This window comes from Nocardia pseudovaccinii NBRC 100343 (genome assembly GCF_001613225.1).
In the GTDB taxonomy this organism is placed as follows: domain Bacteria; phylum Actinomycetota; class Actinomycetes; order Mycobacteriales; family Mycobacteriaceae; genus Nocardia; species Nocardia pseudovaccinii.
Map to the genome: position 1 here is coordinate 13,718 of NZ_BDBY01000336.1, position 15,728 is coordinate 29,445.

Below are 15,728 nucleotides of genomic sequence, written 5' to 3' on the forward strand. Positions count from 1 at the left end.
GGGCAGAGACGTGCGTGGCGCGTGGAGACGTGCAAAGCGCAGAGACGTGCGTGGCGTGCCGAAACGTGCAAAGCACAGAGATGTGCAAGCGCAGAGCCGTGTGTGGCGCGCCGAAACGTGTGTGGTGCGCAGGGACGTGCGCGGCGCAGGCGGCAGGCTCGGCTAGCTGGGCGATGCGGGTTCGACGGCGGGCGGATCCACAGGGGGTTTGGTGGCGATGACCAGGGCGTCGATGGCGTCGCGTTCCTCGGTGGGGCGGTAGACGCGGTCGGCGAGTCGGACTCGGATGCGTTCGGGGTCGTTGCCGAGGTCGGCGATGATGTCGTCGGGGGTGAACAGGACCGAGGGATCCTGCGGGCCGCCGAAGCCGTCGGTGAGATTGGTGGTGTCGTGACCGAGGATCAGCAGCGTGCCCTCGGGGGCGAGTAGATCGGCGAGGCGGCGGACCAGCGGGCGGCGGTGTTCGGCGGGCAAGTGCAGGAAGACCATCAGTACGAGTTCGTACGGGCCGGTGATGCCCGCGGCATCCAGATCGGTGACATCGGCGCATTGCCAACTGATGCGGTTGCGGACCGAGCGGGACAGTCGGGTCGCGATGGTGCGGCCCTTATCAACGCCCACCTGTGAATAGTCGACGGCGTGCACCTGCCAGCCGTGTGTGGCCAACCACAGCGCGTTGCGCCCTTCACCGCAGGCGAGATCGAGGGCACGCGGCAGGCCAGGCGGATCGCCGTCGGGAGTGTCCGGCACCAGCGGCGCGATCCGCTCCAGCCCGTAGACATGCTCCACCACAGTGCTGTTCGGCGGTGCGCCCCAAACCAGTTCACTCTGCGCATACCGCGTGTCCCAATCGGTCGCGTCCATATGCGCGAGTGTATTTGCCCCGCGCACCGCGCGACCGCCGCCTACCTCGCGACCGCTGGGTACTTCGCGACCGCTGGGTGCCTCGCGATGGCTGTGTACTTCGCGACGGCTGTGCCCCGCGACGGCCGTGCCCTTCGCGACTCGCTGTACACCCCGTGCCCGCTGCACTGCGGGACCTCTGTGCTTCGCGCGACCGCCGCGCACCCGCGACGATCGCGAATCCCGTCTGTGCGCCCGGGGCATCGCGGCCCGAGTTCTAAGAAGTCTCTTGGGGCAACCAGTGCACAGGCGAGGTCTCGCGGATATGGACGAGTACGTCGAAAGCATCCAGGAGAGATCGGACGCTCGTGTGGGCGGTGGCATCCTTGGCCGGATCGTAGATACCGCTGATCGTGCGCAGCTTCGCCGGTCCGTGCAGCCACTGCTGCACCGATTGCGGTGCGTCGCTGTGCAAGTCGACGTAGAAGGCGGGCAAAGCGACCTCACCCAGCGCCGCATCGACCAGGTCCGACCGCGGTTCCGGCGCCGCCGCCATGCCGAGATCCCCGTGATGGAAGCCGATGGCGACCGAGATATACCGCGCACCGAAATGCTCGCGCAAATAGCTACCGGTACCACGGAATTCGGCGGTCTCCGCCGGACCGTCGCCGAGGGTAAGGGCTGCGGTGTGGGCGATGCCGTCCCAATACGCGATCTTCGCGCCGGTATCGCGCTGCCATTCGATTACCCGGTCCGCGGCGGGGCGCTCGTCGCGCGCGAAACCGCCCTGTCCGGCAACGCTCTTCTCGTGGAATTCGACGATGAGCCGCAGATGCGGCAGTGCGGTTTCGAATTCCGGTGTCACCGGAAGCTTTTCGAACAATGCCAAGGCATCACGTGCGTCGTCGATGAACGGGCGGCCGGGGTGAACTCCCTGATGACGCTGCACATGTTCGTCTATTTGATGCGCGGTCCGGATCGGAGCGAGGTGGGATTCTATGGCGGCCAACCGACCCGGTGCCTGTTGGCGGACATGATCCAGCACCACGTCGTAATCCGACGGTTCGGCACGCGGCGGTTCGACTCCGAAAATCCGCACCGGATCGTTCGGGTGCTCCATATTGAATTCGCGAATCCACACCAGTGCCGCCGCCATTTCGCCGGTGCGGGTCGGCCGCCATGCGCCCACGAGCACCGATTCGGGATCACCCGCGCCGTTCCGTACATAGGCATCGAGCCGCTCACCGGAACGTGCACTGTCCTGCACGGCGAGCGCGCGGAAACCGTATTCCTCGACGAGCACCCGGAATACCCGCTCCCGCAGTCCGAAGGTCTGTCGAGAGAACCGGGTCGACTCACCGAGCCCGACCACGGTCGCAGATCCCAGCCGCTCGGTTAATGTCGCGATATCCGATCCCACGCTATTCGAATGCGTATCGAAAATCGGCCGCGCATGCGAACGCAGCCATTCACGCAAATCCGAAGTGCCGGTAACTGATTCACTGGATGTGAGGGTGGTACCCATGGTCTCTCCCGAAGCTCGACTACTCGACGCGACCCAGCTTCATACCTGAAGTGCCATTGAGGTCAAGTCGGACACGAGCAACGTCACACGGCCACGGCCATGTGCCGTTGCGGAGGGGCTAGAGGGTGGTATGCATCAGTAAGACGTTGTACTGACTGTGAACCGTGGTGACGAAGTACAGGTCGCGTCCGGTTTGGTAGGGGAAGATCGACGGAGCGTATGCGGACGGCAGTTCGCGGGTGTCGATCAGCACCTCGGGATCGCTCCACGGACCCGCGGGCGAGGCGGCCCGTCGCATGACCACCGAGTTGAACGGATCGGTGGTGAGTGAGATGAACTGGCCGAGGTACTCGTTGTACATCACCGACATCTCGCCGACGCCCCACATGATCGGCGCCGCGGCATCGACATCGCCCTTCTTGCTCCAGTGCTCGCCGTCCCAGTACTCGTACTCGCCCAGATTCTTGATATCGCCTTCGCGGACCCGCCCGACATACGCCGCCCGGTTGCGCCCGGACTGGGTGCCGTACTCGTAGACGTACCCGCCGTTCTTGACGAACGCGTTCATCTGGAAGTTGGCGTTACCGCCTTCATTCGGGCGTCTGGTCTCGGGTAGTTCGGCCCAGGTCTCACCGTTATCGCCGGATACCGCCAGTCCGGAGAAATTCGTGGTCCACCGGCCGATATCGTCCCAGGTCTGCACCGACATCAGGCTCATGTACTGAACGCCGCCGACCGAAATGCCCGCGGTGGGGATCCGGCTGATCTCGATGAATGGAATCTTCGGGCTCGGAATCAGATCGCGCGCCTGGCCGAAGATATCGCGCACGACGCTGTCGAAGTAGATGCCATTGGACGGATCGTGGGTGTGGCTGCGCACCAGAATATTGCTGCGCCACGCCCAGGTGCTGCCCGCGAGGAGATTCGGCAGGCCGAGTCCGGCGGTATCGCCGAATGCGGTCAGCATCTCGCCGTCGCCGTTGTCCCACATGATGCCCAGATCGGTGCCGAGCACGTTATAGGCCTGGGTGTTATTCGGGCTGGCCATGCCGGTCACCTGGAATATCGCCCTGCTTCGGCCGACCAGACTGGGGAGTCCGCTGGTGCCGTTCAGCACCGGGATCGGATTGATCGCATTGGGGTTTGCCGAGGCTGGGGTAGTCGCAACGAGGAGCAAGGCCGAAGCTCCTGCCAGTGCCGAGAGCAAGGCGGACGCGGTCTTGTTCAAGTCTCAAGGCCCTCCGGTTCTGGCCGAAGTGGCACGATACGCACGCCCCCCACCTCGTGTGTCGTGTCACATTCGGCTGGCTGGCAAATCGTTCAAGATGCTAACAGCGAAACCGGGGAAATTGGTGGCTTGCGTGATTCGTCTGGACAGTTGTAAGCGCGGTGCTACCTGAATTGTGATCAGCGACGACGAGAAATGGCCTGCCGCAGGATCAATGGCAGCTGGGTGGCTCGCTCGACGGCGAAGGTGCGGCGAGCCGAGGCGTGCCAGGAGCGATCGAATAGTTGTTTTGCCCCTGCGACGGCGTGCGGGGAGCGGATGGCGATTCGATCGGCGAGCTTTTCCGCCGCCGCGACCGGGTCCGCGGTCACCTCGGTGACCAGGCCGATCCGCTCGGCGTACGCGGCGTCCACGGTATCGGCGGTCATGGTCAGCAGCAGTGCCTTGTCGACACCGATCAGCCGGGACAGCGTCGCCGCGCCGGTCATATCCGGGACCAGACCGTACTTGGCCTCCATCACCGAGAATTCCGCGTCGGCGCTGGCGAAGCGGACGTCGGCGGCCAGCGCGATCTGCAACCCACCGCCGTAGCAGTGGCCGTGTACCGCGGCGATCACCGGCACCGAGAGCCGACGCCAGGCCCAGCAGGCTTCCTGGAAGGTATTGGTGCCGCGCCAGGGCAGCGGGATGAAGCCGCGGACGACGGCCAGCGGATCGCGGCTCGTTCCCGCGATATCGAGGCCGCTGCTGAAACTCGGACCGTTGCCGGACAGGATGACCGCGCGGACTTCCTTGTGGTCTGCGACGGTGTGCGCGGTCGTGACAAGATCGCGCAGCATCTCGATGGTCAGGCCATTGTGTTTATCCGGCCGGTCCAGCGTGACGTAGGCGCGGTCGTCGACGAACCGCAGCGCGATATTCGAGGCCATTCCCGAATCTTACCCGTGAGTCAGTTAGCGGGCCATTGCTTGCTTGCATGCGGTTTTGTTCTAATCGAACGCAAGTTACCGTCAACATTGACGGTAAAGAGTGGAGGAACCATGCTGCCACCCGGATTGGACCCGCGCACGCCGGTACTCGTCGGCGTCGGACAGGTCGTGCACCGCAGCGGCGAGCCCGGCCTGCCCGGACCGGTCGAACTCGCCGCCGAATCGCTGCGCCGCGCGGGCGCGGACAGCGGCACCGGGGATCGGCTATTGCGCACGGCTGATCTGATCGCGGCGGCGGCCCCGGTCAGCAGGCCGTATCCGGATCTCGGTGCGTTGGTCGCGGTGGAACTCGGCGCCGCACCGAAGCGCACGCTGCAATCCGCGCGATTCGGCGGTGACGCGCCGCAGCGCCTGGTCAATACCGTCGCGCAGGCCATCGCAGACGGACGGTGCGAGGTCGCGCTGATCACCGGGGCCGAATCGGTCGCATCCTGGAATGCGGCCACTCGGACCGGCGCCGCTCTCGACTGGCCCGAGCAGGGCGAGGAGGTTCGGCCGACGGAGCTGATCGGCACCGAACGCGGACCCAATACCGAGATGGAGACCGCGGCGGGACTGTGGGGGCCGATCTATTTCTATGCGCTGATGGAGACCGCGCTGCGCGGACGGCTCGGCCTGAGCGAGGCAGCGCAGCGCGAACGCATCGGGGGACTGTGGTCGCGGCTCTCGGCGGTGGCCGCCCGGAATCCGTATGCGTGGCAGCCCGCCGAGCAGTCGATCGAGGATCTGGTGACGCCGTCGCGCGCGAATCGCATGGTTTCCTCGCCGTATCCGAAATTGCTCGTCGCGAATCTGTCCGTGGATCAGGGTGCGGGGCTGATCCTGTGCAGTGCGGCGGCGGCCGATGCTGCGGGCGTGCCGAGGGACCGCTGGGTGTTTCCGCACGGTGGGGCCAGCGCCGCCGAGGAGTGGTACGTCTGCGAACGTGCGGATATGTCGAGTTCACCGGCCATTGCCGCGGCGGGGCGGGCCGCATTGTCGGGTGCGGGTATCGGCATCGACGATGTCGCGCATATCGACCTGTACTCGTGCTTCCCGGTAGCGGTGCAGGTCGCGGCCGAGGCGCTGGGGCTGCCGATCGACGATCCGGCACGGCCGCTGTCGGTCACCGGCGGACTCACCTTCGCGGGCGGCCCCGGCAACAACTATGCGACCCATTCGATCGCGACGCTGGCCGGTCGGCTGCGCGATGATCCATCGGCCTACGGCCTGGCGAGCGCACTCGGCTGGTACATCACCAAGCACGCCATCGGCGTCTACTCCGCTCGCCCGCCCGCGCGACTCTTCCATGCCGACGAACCGGAAGTGCCTGTGGCACGGCGTGATACGGCGCTCGGCTACACCGGATCGGCCACCGTCGAGGCCTACACCGTCGCCTACCGCAAGGGCCCCGCGCCCGAACACGCCGACGAACCCGAGGCCGTGGTGATCTCCGCATTGACTCCGGCCGGTGCCCGCATACTGGTTCGGGCGTCCGATTCGGAAACCGTCGCGGCGTTCACCGACGACGACCCGATCGGCGCGGAAGCCGATGTGATCGCCGCCGACAAGCTCACGTTGCTTACCGAGAGGACTGTCCAATGAATGCAGCGTCGCACAGCGACTCCATGCGGGGTGATGGCAGGGAGACGGGTGGGCCTGAGCTGGTGCTGGTCGAAAAGCGCGATGCGATAACGCTGTTGACCGTCAATCGTCCGGAGGCCCGCAATGCCATCAACTTGGCCACCGCGCAGGCCATCGAGGCGGCGGTCGACGAGTTCGAGGCCGACGATGCCGCGCGCGTGCTCGTGCTCACCGGTGCGGGCGGAACCTTCAGTGCCGGAATGGATCTCGTCGCGGCGTCGAAGGGGGAGATGCCGATAACCCCCAAGCGCGGTCCGCTGGGCATCGCCGCGAAACCGCCTGCCAAGCCGATGATTTCGGCGGTCGAGGGTTTCGCGCTGGCCGGTGGTTTCGAACTCGCGCTCGCCGGTGATCTCATTGTCGCCGCGAACAATTCCCAGTTCGGTATTCCGGAGGTCAAGCGTGGTCTGGTCGCCGCGGGCGGCGGCGTACTGCGGCTGACCCAGCGGCTGCCGCGTCCCATGGCCGCGGAGCTGGCCCTCACCGGTGGCCGCATCGATGCCGAACGCCTCTACCAGCTCGGACTGGTCAACCGGCTCACCGAACCCGGTGCGGCACTCGACGGCGCTTTGGCCCTGGCGGCTGAAATCGTCGCGGCCGCACCGCTTTCGGTGGCGGCGAGTAAGCGGATCATCGACGAATCGCCGGATTGGACCGTCGCGGAGGGGTTCGCCAAGCAGGGCGAAATCGCGCTGCCCGCGCTGTTCTCCAAGGATGCCGCCGAGGGTGCGCTTGCCTTCGCGCAGAAGCGCGAACCCAAATGGCAGGGACGCTGATCCGATGCCCGAACGCGTCCGGGAGACGCAGGCGCAGCGGCGCTCGCGCATGCGCACGCGGCTCCTGGACGCCGCGGTGGAGAGTCTGGTCGAGGTCGGCTACGCGGGTACCACCACGCTCGAGGTGCAGAATCGGGCCGGAGTGCCGCGCGGCACATTGCAACACCACTTCCCGACCAAGGCTGACCTGCTGGCCGGTGCCGTAGAGCATCTGGCCGAGCGTCGATTCGCCCAGCTGACAAGGGAATTCGAGGCGATCACGGCCGACGCCGATCGCCTCGAAACGGCGGTCGAGCTGACCATGCGCATGTTCACCGGGCCGTCATTCTGGGCGGCGCTGGAGATGTGGGTCGCCGCGCGTACCGATCCGGAACTGCTCGCGGCCTTCCTGCCGCTGGAGTATCGACTGTTCGACCTGATGCACAACAGCATTCGCGACATCTTCCGTCAGGAATTCCCGGACGATCCGCGCGTGCCGACCATTACCGAATTCACCATCGAGATCATGACCGGTCTCGCCATGCGCGTGCTGCTCACCGGCGACCTGGACCGGAACCGAATCCTACGGCACCGCTGGGGAAATGCGGTCCGGATCCTGCTCGGCGAGGCGGATCCGGCAACGCTGACGCGAGCGGTCAGGGATGTGGGGTGATGGTGTCGAGCAGAACCTGCGCGCAGGCCGCCGGATCGTCGAAGAACGGCGTGTGGCCGCTGCCGTGCAGCGTGACGTGGCGGGCATTGGGCAGCACGGTGCGTGCCTTCCTGCTCTGGGTGGCGTAGGTCAGCAGGATATCTCGGTTGCCCCAGGCGATGGTGACGGGTATGTCGGCCAGCGCACCGATTTCGTGCAATTTCGCATCGGTGAAGGAAGCGAGGGCGGGCTCGAAGCCGGGTGCGTCGGCCGCGTCGGCGGCGGTGTCGATGGCCACCTGCGGATCGAGCGCCCACGGCTTGCCGAAGATCAACGTCAGAAATGTGGTGCGGCCCGCCGCGGTGCCCAGCACGTCGGGCAGCCACCGGCGCAGCACCCGGGCGAGTTGGCGGGATCTGCCGAGCGACTGCTGGCACCACACGCGGCCGGGGGTGTCCCAGAATCCGATCGGTGAAAAGGCCGTGACCGTGCGGGCCGCGCCGCGTGCGCCGAGGTTCAGGCTGATGAGTCCGCCCATCGAATTGCCCGCCAGGTGCGGGCGCTCGATGCCCTGTTCGCGCAGGAAGTCGGCGAGCGCTTCGGTGAGGGTGTCGACGGTGGTGTGCTCGATCGGCGCGGACCCCGCGAAGCCGGGCAGATCGACGGCGATGACGTCGAAGGATTCGGCGAGAGTACCGATGATCGGCTCCCACACCTGCCAGCGGCTGCCTACGCCGTGCACCAGGACCAGCGGTTCCCCCGCGCCCACCCGGTGGTGGTTCAACGTCGTCATATCTGTGACCGTACAGCGATTCGCAGCGGTCGGACCGAGATTTCCGGCCACGACCGGATCGGATTTCCGCTGGCAGTCGGCCGAAACGGCGGTACGATAAATGGTATGGCAACGCGTAAGGTCACCCTTTCGCTGGACGCGGCGTCCTGGGCCTTCGCCGAACAGGCGGCGGCCCGCGCGGGGATGTCGCCATCGGCGTGGATATCGAAAGCAGCGCGTCGCGAGGCGGTGCGGACCGGTGTCGGTCCGGTACCCGATGTGACGGCCCTGGCCGCGGCGGACGAAGCGGAGCTCGCCGCCGCCGAGGAGGCGATGCGTGCGCAGGGGTGAACTGTGGCTCTATCACCCACACGGTTCGCCGCGGCGCCGTACCGTCGTGCTCATCAGCAGTGATGGCATCAATGAATCACCGAGGCAGTGGCTGATCGCCGCCGAGATCGTCGACGAGGATCCGCAGGACATTCTGGCGGTGCCCGTCGAGCGGCACGGTTGGGTGCATGCCGGGAATATCGGTCGCATCTATCGCGGCTGGCTGGCCGAGCCCATCGATGAGATGGAAGCGGATGCGCTGGATCGGTTGGATACCGCATTGCGCGCGGCCATGGACCTTTGACTTACGTTCCGATCGGGAAGCCGTCGGCTACCGCTTGGCGTCGTACGGCATTATCGTTGCGGCGCCACCGGCGGTGGCGCCGTAGATACAGACTGAATCGAGAAGAGGAATCAGGTGCGGACCTTCCTGATCGCCGCAGCGCTCGTCGCGCTGCCGGTGCTGGCGGCGTGCGGTAACGACAAGGCCGCGGACCAGCCCGCGGTAACCCAAGCGGACCTCTCCAAGTCGCTCCAGGACAAGGGGCTCAAGGACAAGAACCTGGCCGACTGCGCCGCCAAACTCTATGTGGACCAAGGCATTTCGCAGGAGGGCCTGCGCAAGATGGTCAGCGACGAATACGACGCCAAGGCCGCCGACGCGAATAACTTCGGCATGAGCCAGTCCGATGCCGACAAGGCCCGCGAGGCCAATACCAAGATCTTCACCGAATGCCGCTCGAAGTAGCGGGTTGATCAGCCTTTACGCGCCCCGGACCCGTTGGGTTCGGGGCGCTTTCGGCCGACTGGTCAGGCGGCCGTTGATGACGAGAATCGGTGGGGCGCCGTCGATCCTCGGACGGTGTGGGGGATGCTGTGGAGCGGTCGGCCAGAGAGTGCCTGCGGCCCAGGCACGCCCGCAGCTCCGGCGAGAACTTCCGGCCCTTCAGGATGCCGTCCACCCCGGAGGACCCGGGGCCGCCGGGTAGCGCGACCAGCGTCCCAACCTTCCGCGCGGATCATCGGCTTTGTCCCGGATCACTGCGATATCGATCGCCGTACCATCGCGATCGGCCCGATCGATCGGCACAGTGACTGTCGCACAGTCGAATTCGGCATTCTCCTGGCAAGGGGTGCCAATGCAGCGTCGGTGTCGGACTCGATGCGGAAGTGCAGGCGACCACGGTAGCCGGTACCAGCGCGGCCACGGTGGCGGCGCTGACCGCAGTGCGGCGGAAGACATGACGCCGATCGCCGTCTGCCCACCCGCGTCCCTCCGTCGAGCCATCCCGCACTGATACTCCCGTACTACGCGGTTGCGGCCGAAACTGCTGGCGGGGAAGGGGTTTGGCGATAGTGGCGCACAAGAAAAGGCCCCCGGCAACTTGCCGGGAGCCTTGTGCGAGCCGATGACGGGAATCGAACCCGCGCTGTCTGCTTGGGAAGCAGAAGTTCTACCATTGAACTACATCGGCAGTGCGCTATGCGCGTCCGCGACTCTATCAGACCAGGCACTATGTCGGTCAACTCCCTGGATCCGGAGTCCGGACCGGGCCTGTTAGAGGCCCAGGTCCGGATTTACTCCGGATTTTCAGCTCAGGTCGGCGAAGTCATCGAGGTGCTTGCGGGCATCAGGGCCTTCATGAGCAGGTTCGACGTAGTGCCGCCTGGTCGTGACGCTGCTGGCGTGGCCGAGCTGGGCGGCCGCCATCTCGATGTCTTTCTGCCCGATCTTGGTTCCCACGGTCTTGCGGTAGGTGTGGGGGTTCATCGGCAGATCGACCAGGCCGACGCGGTCGCGGGCCTCGGTGATCGAGGTGCGCACGTTGTTGGGATGGCGGATCGTCTTCGCCCGTGATGGGAAGACCAGCTCGTCTGGGTTGTCGTGGGGTGCCGAGTCGCGCAGGGTGCGGAGTACGAGGACGAGCCAGTGCGGCAGTTTGAGTCGTCGGCGGGCTTGCGGGCCTCCTTTCGGGTAGGGCTGGGCGTAGACGCCCTTGCCGTCGCCCCACGCGGCTGTTGCTTCGATCAGCAGGGTGGGTACCTGGGCGTCGAGGTCGAGGTGCTTCCACTGCAGCACGACTACTTCGCCGATGCGGGCACCTGTGCCGAGCATGACGTCGATGATGTCGGCGATCGCGTTGCGGCAGGCCAGTCGGTCCGATCGCAGGAGTTTGCGGATCATCTTCACCTGCTGCGGGTTGAGCGCGATGACCGGTTTTCTGCCGATGACGATGGATGAGGTGAGTTTGACGAGGTTGCCGAATCGGGCTGCTCCGAGCCGGGTGGCCAGGTTGTACATCCCGGTCAGGCACACCCGGGCCAGATGGGCTGTCGGGACACCGACGGCGGATTTCAGGTTGTCGAAGAAGACCTCCATCTTTGCCGCCGACAGCTCATCGATGGTCAATCCGCCGAGCTTTGTGACGATGTGGCCGTCGGTGACGCTTCGGTAGCGTTTATAGGTTGACCAGCGTTTGGATTCTTTGATTTTCTTCAGCCACATTCGGGCGAGGACTTCGATGGTGGTTTCGGGTGTCAGTTCGCCGGTGGACTGGGTGGCTTTGTGCCGCTTGGTCAGCTTCTCTATCAGCGCGGTCTCGGCTTTGGGGCCTGTGGGAGCTGTTGCGGTGACCTCCCGGAGACGTCCGTCGAGGTCACGGTAGTTGGTCGCTGCTTCCCACTTCTGTGGCTTCACCCCGTCCGGGGTGAGTTTCTTGCGGGTGATCTTGCCCCAGGTGCCGGGTTTTGTTCTGGCGCGTGCCATCAGCGCACCCTGTCGATTACGCGCGCGACAGCAACATCGATGTTCATTTGTAGTACTCCCGTAGATATGGATTTCCGGTGCTAGCCGGAGGTCAACAAACCAATTCTACGGGGGCACAGAAACTTTCGGTATATGAGCCGATTCCGTCCGATTCAGTTGTGTCACACACAAACACGACATGATCACGCGGTGGCTGCCCTACTCATCGATCGACTCGCCCTCGTCAGGACTGAAATCGTATTCGTCGACATCGAGTTCGGTCCGCGTCGAGGACAGGAACTCGAGCACCGGCAGCGACTGGTGCCATCCTCGCGGCCGAGGCCATCGGCTCGCAAGATCGAATTGCGTTGTCGACGGGGCCGCATTGACGCCATCTGGATCGTGGAAGCAGCGCACGACCTGCATCACCGGGCTGACCTCGGTCTCGGCAACGAGAGAGACCAGTCGGCCGCGGACCGGTCGCAATCGGTCAACCAGGTGCTGGATCTGATCATCGACGCTCTCGGTGCTGCGTCGAACGATCTTCCACGCATGGCAGCGGGGAATGCAATGTTCTGCCGACCGGCTCCCCATCACCAGGACCTCGTCCGCGTCCATCTGCAGCGAGCAGGCGATATCGGCCGCCGACAGCTCGACACTCTTCAACGCGAAATAGCAGTACTGACGCACCTTCACCAGCGAGATCCCACCACATGCCGCCCCGTCAACACCAACGATATTCAATCACCAGTCAGGACGTCCGGCTGGAGTACTGGTGGACTGTGAATTTCAGCTGAAGCCGCTGAAGCCGCTGATCTTGCGCCCAGGCGGACCCACAGCATTGCTACCACGATCGAACCAATCCGTGCTCGGCCATGATAGATGGGCTCCAAGGACAATGGCTGGAGGCGTGGATCCCAGAGAGGTGATCCCAATTACAAATATCGATTTCGGCAACCAAGCGTCATTTGAGCTGATCATGCGCATCTTAATGCGCATATCAGTCTGGCTCGTCCAGTTGATCGGGTCATTCGAAAAATCGAAGCTATACTTGTCGGTTCGACCCTTCTCCCTTTCATTGTAGGGAAGGTTGGGGAAGTCCGGGTTCTTCAGCAGTTCCCATACCTGGCCATTCCGCCTCTCAATTTCAAGCTCGAAAACTGCGTCGGTATTGGCATCGCTTACGTCGCTCGTCGTATGGGTGACGATTATCCTATTGATCGTCGGCATCGGCCCCTTCCTCTCTTTGAGGTATTGTGCGACTATCGAAAGCGTCACACACCTGGCCTCGGTGGACGCGCGTAGCGCGCTACTCGAATCTGTGTAGATGCTGGTAGCTCATCCCGGGGGGTCGTCGGTGTTGCGTGAATGGTTGACCGCGAAGCTCGTGCCGAACGGGAATCCTGTCGGTCAGCAGCAGTGCTGACCGGTTCGCTGCTCATGTTCCTCAAGGGCGGTGAAGGCCGGTTTCAGGCTGGGCAACAGAGCGGTGAAAAGGTTCAATCGTGGGTCTTGGTGGGTCTTCATAACGTTGGTGACGGTAGGGGTCCAATCCGCGGCGAAGTGGATGATGCCCTGCACCGGTTCCCGGTGGTCGGGGGCCAGCCAGCTGGGGCAGTCCGGTAGCCGGGGCGCTGGCAGACGTGACGTGGTGGAGGAACCGGACGTCGTCGGCTTGTTCGGGTGCCGTGTCGCGTCGATCTCGGTACGGATGCGTTCGTAGTCCTCCTTTCCTATGGAGGGGATTACGAGGATGAGTCGCTGCGGGGACAACAAGTTCAGCGCTTGGTTCAGCTCCCACATTGTGCCCTCGCTTGTCCCGAGGGTGAGCACGGTCAGCCGGGAGCGGCGCATGAGCTGGCGTACCGGCTCCTGCCACGCTTTGTCCGGTTTCTTGGGCAGGTACATGCGTACCGCTCCCACGTGCGGTTGCCTCTCGCCCGGCGCACCGACGGCGATCAACGGTCCGACCGGCCGCAGGGCGTCGGCGATCTGCTCTTCCGCCGAGCGCCCGGACAGGACGAAACCCGTCACGCCACCCACCGAACCTGGCATCACGTCCTGCTGCATAGCTGTCTGATGCTGGTCGGCATCGAAGGGCCGTAAGTACAGAACGTAGGAGCCCGCCTCGAGGATCCGGGGGGAAGGAATGATGCGGGCCCGGTGCCGACGTGCCCGGAGGAACGTCTTCCTGCCCTGTGTAAAGACGAGACCGCCAATGAGCATCAGCGGGAACGCAATGAAGGTCGCCCACCACGGCCGGGAGCGGGCGTCCAGCATGACCGGCATCGCGCCGAACGTCATAGCCATCCCGGCCAGGCAGCACAGCCACGCCGCCAGCCACAGCAGAGCCCCCACCCAGGCATCCTCCCTCACGGGAAGTGACGGGAAGTCACGCTCTCGCCGACTGCGGGCCAGAACCAGAATCTTTCCGCCGTACAAGATGACGAAGAAACCCGTCACCCCTAGCAGGAACCCGTTCGACCTCACCCAATCGGGATAGGCGTGCGGGCTCGACACGACCATCGTCGGAATAGCTGTACCTGCCAAACCGACCAGGAGCATTAGGTATCCGAGGAGGCGCAGCCGCGTCTGGCGCGGCACGGCGAGCTGTCGTTCGCCCGGAGCGCTCAGCGTGGCAGACGGCGTTTCTCCGGTCTTCTCCCGCGCTGTCTCGGATTCCGGTGTGGTGAGGGGATACCGGAAGTCCCACATCCCGGACCAACTGAGCCGTGCGCCTTGTGGCAGCAGCCATAACGCCAGCCCTAGGAGCAGGGTGCACACTGGCAGTGCGTGCGTCCACCACCTGTCCCACCACTGCGGGAACTGCTTGTGCGCCCCCCAGGGGATGCCCAGAAAGACCAAGCCCAGCAGGACGGGAAAGACCGTCCTGCACCAGAGCCCCATGACCTGCTGGCGCAGCCGTCGTTCGCTGAGGCCGGCGAGCGCCAACCCGGAAATGATCCAGATGAGTACAAAGCGCAGTGCCGAGGTGGGTGCCACATCCAGGGCCGCCAGCTGGACGGGACCGCCGAGCGCGGCAAAGATTTGGTCGGTGCCCATGGATACCCCCGTGTTGAGCCTTGTCTCATGCTAGGTGGACCATCTCCGAAAGGGGTCAGTCCACCACAAATCCTCTACGGAGGCACAGAGATTGACCGACCGGGTTATCACGCGACCTGGGAGGATCCGGCATGCCAGGTTCCGTACCTTGTGGTTTCTCAACCGAATTGAACGCGGCGGGTGTGCCGTCGACGTGTCGGGTCCCTCCCGTCGTTCAGTTGGTAGTGCAGGATGAGGCGTATGAGCGAGATCCCACAGATGCTGTGGAACGAGGCGGTCGGTCCGTCTGACTACACCGGTGACGGTGCGGAGAAATACCGGGCTGCAGTTCTGGACCAGTACAAGCTCTGTGTCGAAATGGCCGACCGTGTCAGTGCCCGCCGAAACCTGTCCAATACGTTCTTCCTCACTATGAACACCGCCGTCGTCGCTGCCGCCGTCGCCGCCGCGACGCGCCTCACCACCCTTTCAATATGGTTGCTGGCGGCCGGTCTGCTCGTCCTGCTCACCCAATGCGCAGCCTGGTTTACCCTCATGCGTTCCTACCGGCTACTCAACTCCGCCAAATACGCTGTGATCGGCGCGTTCGAGCAACGTCTACCCGCCTACGCCTACTCCCGAGCCGAATGGGTCGCCCTCGGCGAAGGTCGCGACTGGCGCAAATACCTGCCCCTCACCCACATCGAACAATGGGTACCTGGCATTTTCGCCCTCGCATACATGCTCGGTTTCCTTGCCGCCGCGCTCTGACGAATTGCAGACCCCACGGGGATGACTCTGCACGCGGACCCGGCCGACTGTGGCTGGGCTGAGCAGATCACAGGGCCACGCCACCGAAGCCAGATGCTGCTGTTGCGGTTCGGCTTCGACTGCCTGCAGCTTCGGCGACGGCACGACATGCCGCCCGGACAACCACGCGTCGGCCCGGTGTTCCGGAGATGGGGTAAATCCCCTCGAACCCGCGACAGTTGAACTCGCGATCCTGCCAGTCACTAGTCGCCGGATAGGACGACGATTCCGGTGGTCTGAATCTTCAAGGGCGGCCGTGGATGTCGGTTCGTTGCCGCGAGTGCGCGGATGAGGTCGGTGACGAGTTTGCGTTGTTCTCGGCCCAGGAGTGCTGCTTCTGGTGGGGGGATGTACGCCTCGTCGAGTTCGAGTGCGATACCGGACCAGTGGGCGACATCGCGCACGTCGAGCTT

General features: G+C 64.6%; 17 protein-coding genes and 1 tRNA gene. 7 read left to right on the top strand and 11 right to left on the bottom strand.

What is annotated here, in order from left to right; translation table 11 throughout:
• Positions 1-162 precede the first annotated feature (162 nt).
• The 4 genes from NP3_RS37330 to NP3_RS37345 form a co-directional block, all read right to left on the bottom strand.
• Positions 163-864 (bottom strand): class I SAM-dependent methyltransferase, encoded by a 702-nt coding sequence (locus tag NP3_RS37330; protein ID WP_063046434.1) that lies wholly within the window; start codon positions 862-864, stop codon positions 163-165.
• A 256-nt stretch (positions 865-1,120) separates the two neighbouring features.
• Positions 1,121-2,368 carry an erythromycin esterase family protein gene (locus tag NP3_RS37335; protein WP_063046435.1) on the bottom strand — a complete coding sequence of 416 codons (1,248 nt, stop codon included), beginning with the start codon at positions 2,366-2,368 and terminating at the stop codon, positions 1,121-1,123.
• 118 nt (positions 2,369-2,486) lie between these two features.
• A complete protein-coding gene (locus tag NP3_RS37340) occupies positions 2,487-3,596 on the bottom strand; it encodes a glycoside hydrolase family 183 protein (protein ID WP_063046436.1) in 1,110 nt (369 codons plus the stop codon).
• Positions 3,597-3,775: 179 nt separating this feature from the next.
• Positions 3,776-4,525, bottom strand: a complete 750-nt coding sequence (locus tag NP3_RS37345) for a crotonase/enoyl-CoA hydratase family protein (RefSeq protein ID WP_063046437.1) — start codon at positions 4,523-4,525, stop codon at positions 3,776-3,778.
• Positions 4,526-4,636: 111 nt separating this feature from the next.
• Here NP3_RS37345 and NP3_RS37350 point away from each other — a divergent pair, with 111 nt between their 5' ends.
• The 3 genes from NP3_RS37350 to NP3_RS37360 are packed head-to-tail and all read left to right on the top strand — an operon-like array spanning position 4,637 to position 7,636.
• Complete coding sequence (locus tag NP3_RS37350) at positions 4,637-6,169, top strand: acetyl-CoA acetyltransferase (RefSeq protein ID WP_063046438.1); 1,533 nt, start codon at positions 4,637-4,639, stop codon at positions 6,167-6,169.
• Positions 6,166-6,984: a crotonase/enoyl-CoA hydratase family protein gene (locus NP3_RS37355; protein ID WP_373864813.1), complete on the top strand. Its 819-nt coding sequence runs from the start codon at positions 6,166-6,168 to the stop codon at positions 6,982-6,984. The genes NP3_RS37350 and NP3_RS37355 overlap by 4 nt, the downstream gene beginning before the upstream one ends.
• A gap of 4 nt (positions 6,985-6,988) precedes the next feature.
• Positions 6,989-7,636, top strand: a complete 648-nt coding sequence (locus tag NP3_RS37360; RefSeq protein WP_063046439.1) for a TetR/AcrR family transcriptional regulator — start codon at positions 6,989-6,991, stop codon at positions 7,634-7,636.
• Here the strand turns inward: NP3_RS37360 and NP3_RS37365 are convergent.
• Positions 7,620-8,408 carry an alpha/beta fold hydrolase gene (locus NP3_RS37365; RefSeq protein WP_063046449.1) on the bottom strand — a complete coding sequence of 263 codons (789 nt, stop codon included), beginning with the start codon at positions 8,406-8,408 and terminating at the stop codon, positions 7,620-7,622. The two genes, NP3_RS37360 and NP3_RS37365, sit on opposite strands and share 17 nt — an antisense overlap.
• 105 nt (positions 8,409-8,513) lie before the next feature.
• Between NP3_RS37365 and NP3_RS37370 the strand changes: the two genes are divergently transcribed.
• The 3 genes from NP3_RS37370 (at position 8,514) to NP3_RS37380 (ending at position 9,465) form a co-directional block, all read left to right on the top strand.
• The gene (locus NP3_RS37370; RefSeq protein ID WP_063046440.1) at positions 8,514-8,738 is read left to right on the top strand and encodes a hypothetical protein; all 225 of its coding nucleotides are present in this window, start codon (positions 8,514-8,516) and stop codon (positions 8,736-8,738) included.
• Entirely contained in the window at positions 8,725-9,021 is a 297-nt protein-coding gene (locus tag NP3_RS37375) for a hypothetical protein (RefSeq protein ID WP_063046441.1), read from the top strand. Before NP3_RS37370 ends, NP3_RS37375 begins: the two co-directional genes overlap by 14 nt.
• Before the next feature lie 114 nt (positions 9,022-9,135).
• Positions 9,136-9,465: a hypothetical protein gene (locus NP3_RS37380; protein WP_063046442.1), complete on the top strand. Its 330-nt coding sequence runs from the start codon at positions 9,136-9,138 to the stop codon at positions 9,463-9,465.
• A 656-nt stretch (positions 9,466-10,121) separates the two neighbouring features.
• Here the strand turns inward: NP3_RS37380 and NP3_RS37385 are convergent.
• From NP3_RS37385 to NP3_RS37405, 5 genes are all read right to left on the bottom strand, one after another.
• A tRNA-Gly gene (locus NP3_RS37385) sits at positions 10,122-10,192 on the bottom strand.
• Between the two features lie 116 nt (positions 10,193-10,308).
• On the bottom strand, positions 10,309-11,484 hold the full coding sequence (locus NP3_RS37390) for a tyrosine-type recombinase/integrase (RefSeq protein WP_063046443.1): 1,176 nt from the start codon (positions 11,482-11,484) through the stop codon (positions 10,309-10,311).
• Positions 11,485-11,682: 198 nt separating this feature from the next.
• Positions 11,683-12,159, bottom strand: a complete 477-nt coding sequence (locus NP3_RS37395; RefSeq protein WP_063046444.1) for a DUF4279 domain-containing protein — start codon at positions 12,157-12,159, stop codon at positions 11,683-11,685.
• Positions 12,160-12,252: 93 nt separating this feature from the next.
• Positions 12,253-12,693, bottom strand: coding sequence for a hypothetical protein (locus NP3_RS37400; protein ID WP_157124810.1), 441 nt, complete (start codon positions 12,691-12,693; stop codon positions 12,253-12,255).
• A 180-nt stretch (positions 12,694-12,873) separates the two neighbouring features.
• Positions 12,874-14,526 carry a hypothetical protein gene (locus NP3_RS37405; protein WP_063046446.1) on the bottom strand — a complete coding sequence of 551 codons (1,653 nt, stop codon included), beginning with the start codon at positions 14,524-14,526 and terminating at the stop codon, positions 12,874-12,876.
• A gap of 240 nt (positions 14,527-14,766) precedes the next feature.
• On the opposite strand from NP3_RS37405, the gene NP3_RS37410 reads away from it, so the two are divergent.
• On the top strand, positions 14,767-15,276 hold the full coding sequence (locus NP3_RS37410) for a RipA family octameric membrane protein (RefSeq protein ID WP_063046447.1): 510 nt from the start codon (positions 14,767-14,769) through the stop codon (positions 15,274-15,276).
• 242 nt (positions 15,277-15,518) lie between these two features.
• On the opposite strand, the gene NP3_RS49450 is transcribed toward NP3_RS37410, so the two are convergent.
• A partial coding sequence (locus tag NP3_RS49450) for a hypothetical protein (RefSeq protein WP_169814649.1) occupies positions 15,519-15,728 on the bottom strand: 210 nt, incomplete at its 5' end.

What these genes read in the sequence shown, in the direction of transcription:
- NP3_RS37330 (WP_063046434.1), bottom strand. Translation starts at nt 864, where the DNA reads ATGGACGCGACCGATTGGGACACGCGGTATGCGCAGAGTGAACTGGTT.
- NP3_RS37335 (WP_063046435.1), bottom strand. Translation starts at nt 2,368, where the DNA reads ATGGGTACCACCCTCACATCCAGTGAATCAGTTACCGGCACTTCGGAT.
- NP3_RS37345 (WP_063046437.1), bottom strand. Translation starts at nt 4,525, where the DNA reads ATGGCCTCGAATATCGCGCTGCGGTTCGTCGACGACCGCGCCTACGTC.
- NP3_RS37350 (WP_063046438.1), top strand. Translation starts at nt 4,637, where the DNA reads ATGCTGCCACCCGGATTGGACCCGCGCACGCCGGTACTCGTCGGCGTC.
- NP3_RS37355 (WP_373864813.1), top strand. Translation starts at nt 6,166, where the DNA reads ATGAATGCAGCGTCGCACAGCGACTCCATGCGGGGTGATGGCAGGGAG.
- NP3_RS37360 (WP_063046439.1), top strand. Translation starts at nt 6,989, where the DNA reads ATGCCCGAACGCGTCCGGGAGACGCAGGCGCAGCGGCGCTCGCGCATG.
- NP3_RS37365 (WP_063046449.1), bottom strand. Translation starts at nt 8,408, where the DNA reads ATGACGACGTTGAACCACCACCGGGTGGGCGCGGGGGAACCGCTGGTC.
- NP3_RS37370 (WP_063046440.1), top strand. Translation starts at nt 8,514, where the DNA reads ATGGCAACGCGTAAGGTCACCCTTTCGCTGGACGCGGCGTCCTGGGCC.
- NP3_RS37390 (WP_063046443.1), bottom strand. Translation starts at nt 11,484, where the DNA reads ATGGCACGCGCCAGAACAAAACCCGGCACCTGGGGCAAGATCACCCGC.
- NP3_RS37400 (WP_157124810.1), bottom strand. Translation starts at nt 12,693, where the DNA reads ATGCCGACGATCAATAGGATAATCGTCACCCATACGACGAGCGACGTA.
- NP3_RS37405 (WP_063046446.1), bottom strand. Translation starts at nt 14,526, where the DNA reads ATGGGCACCGACCAAATCTTTGCCGCGCTCGGCGGTCCCGTCCAGCTG.
- NP3_RS37410 (WP_063046447.1), top strand. Translation starts at nt 14,767, where the DNA reads ATGAGCGAGATCCCACAGATGCTGTGGAACGAGGCGGTCGGTCCGTCT.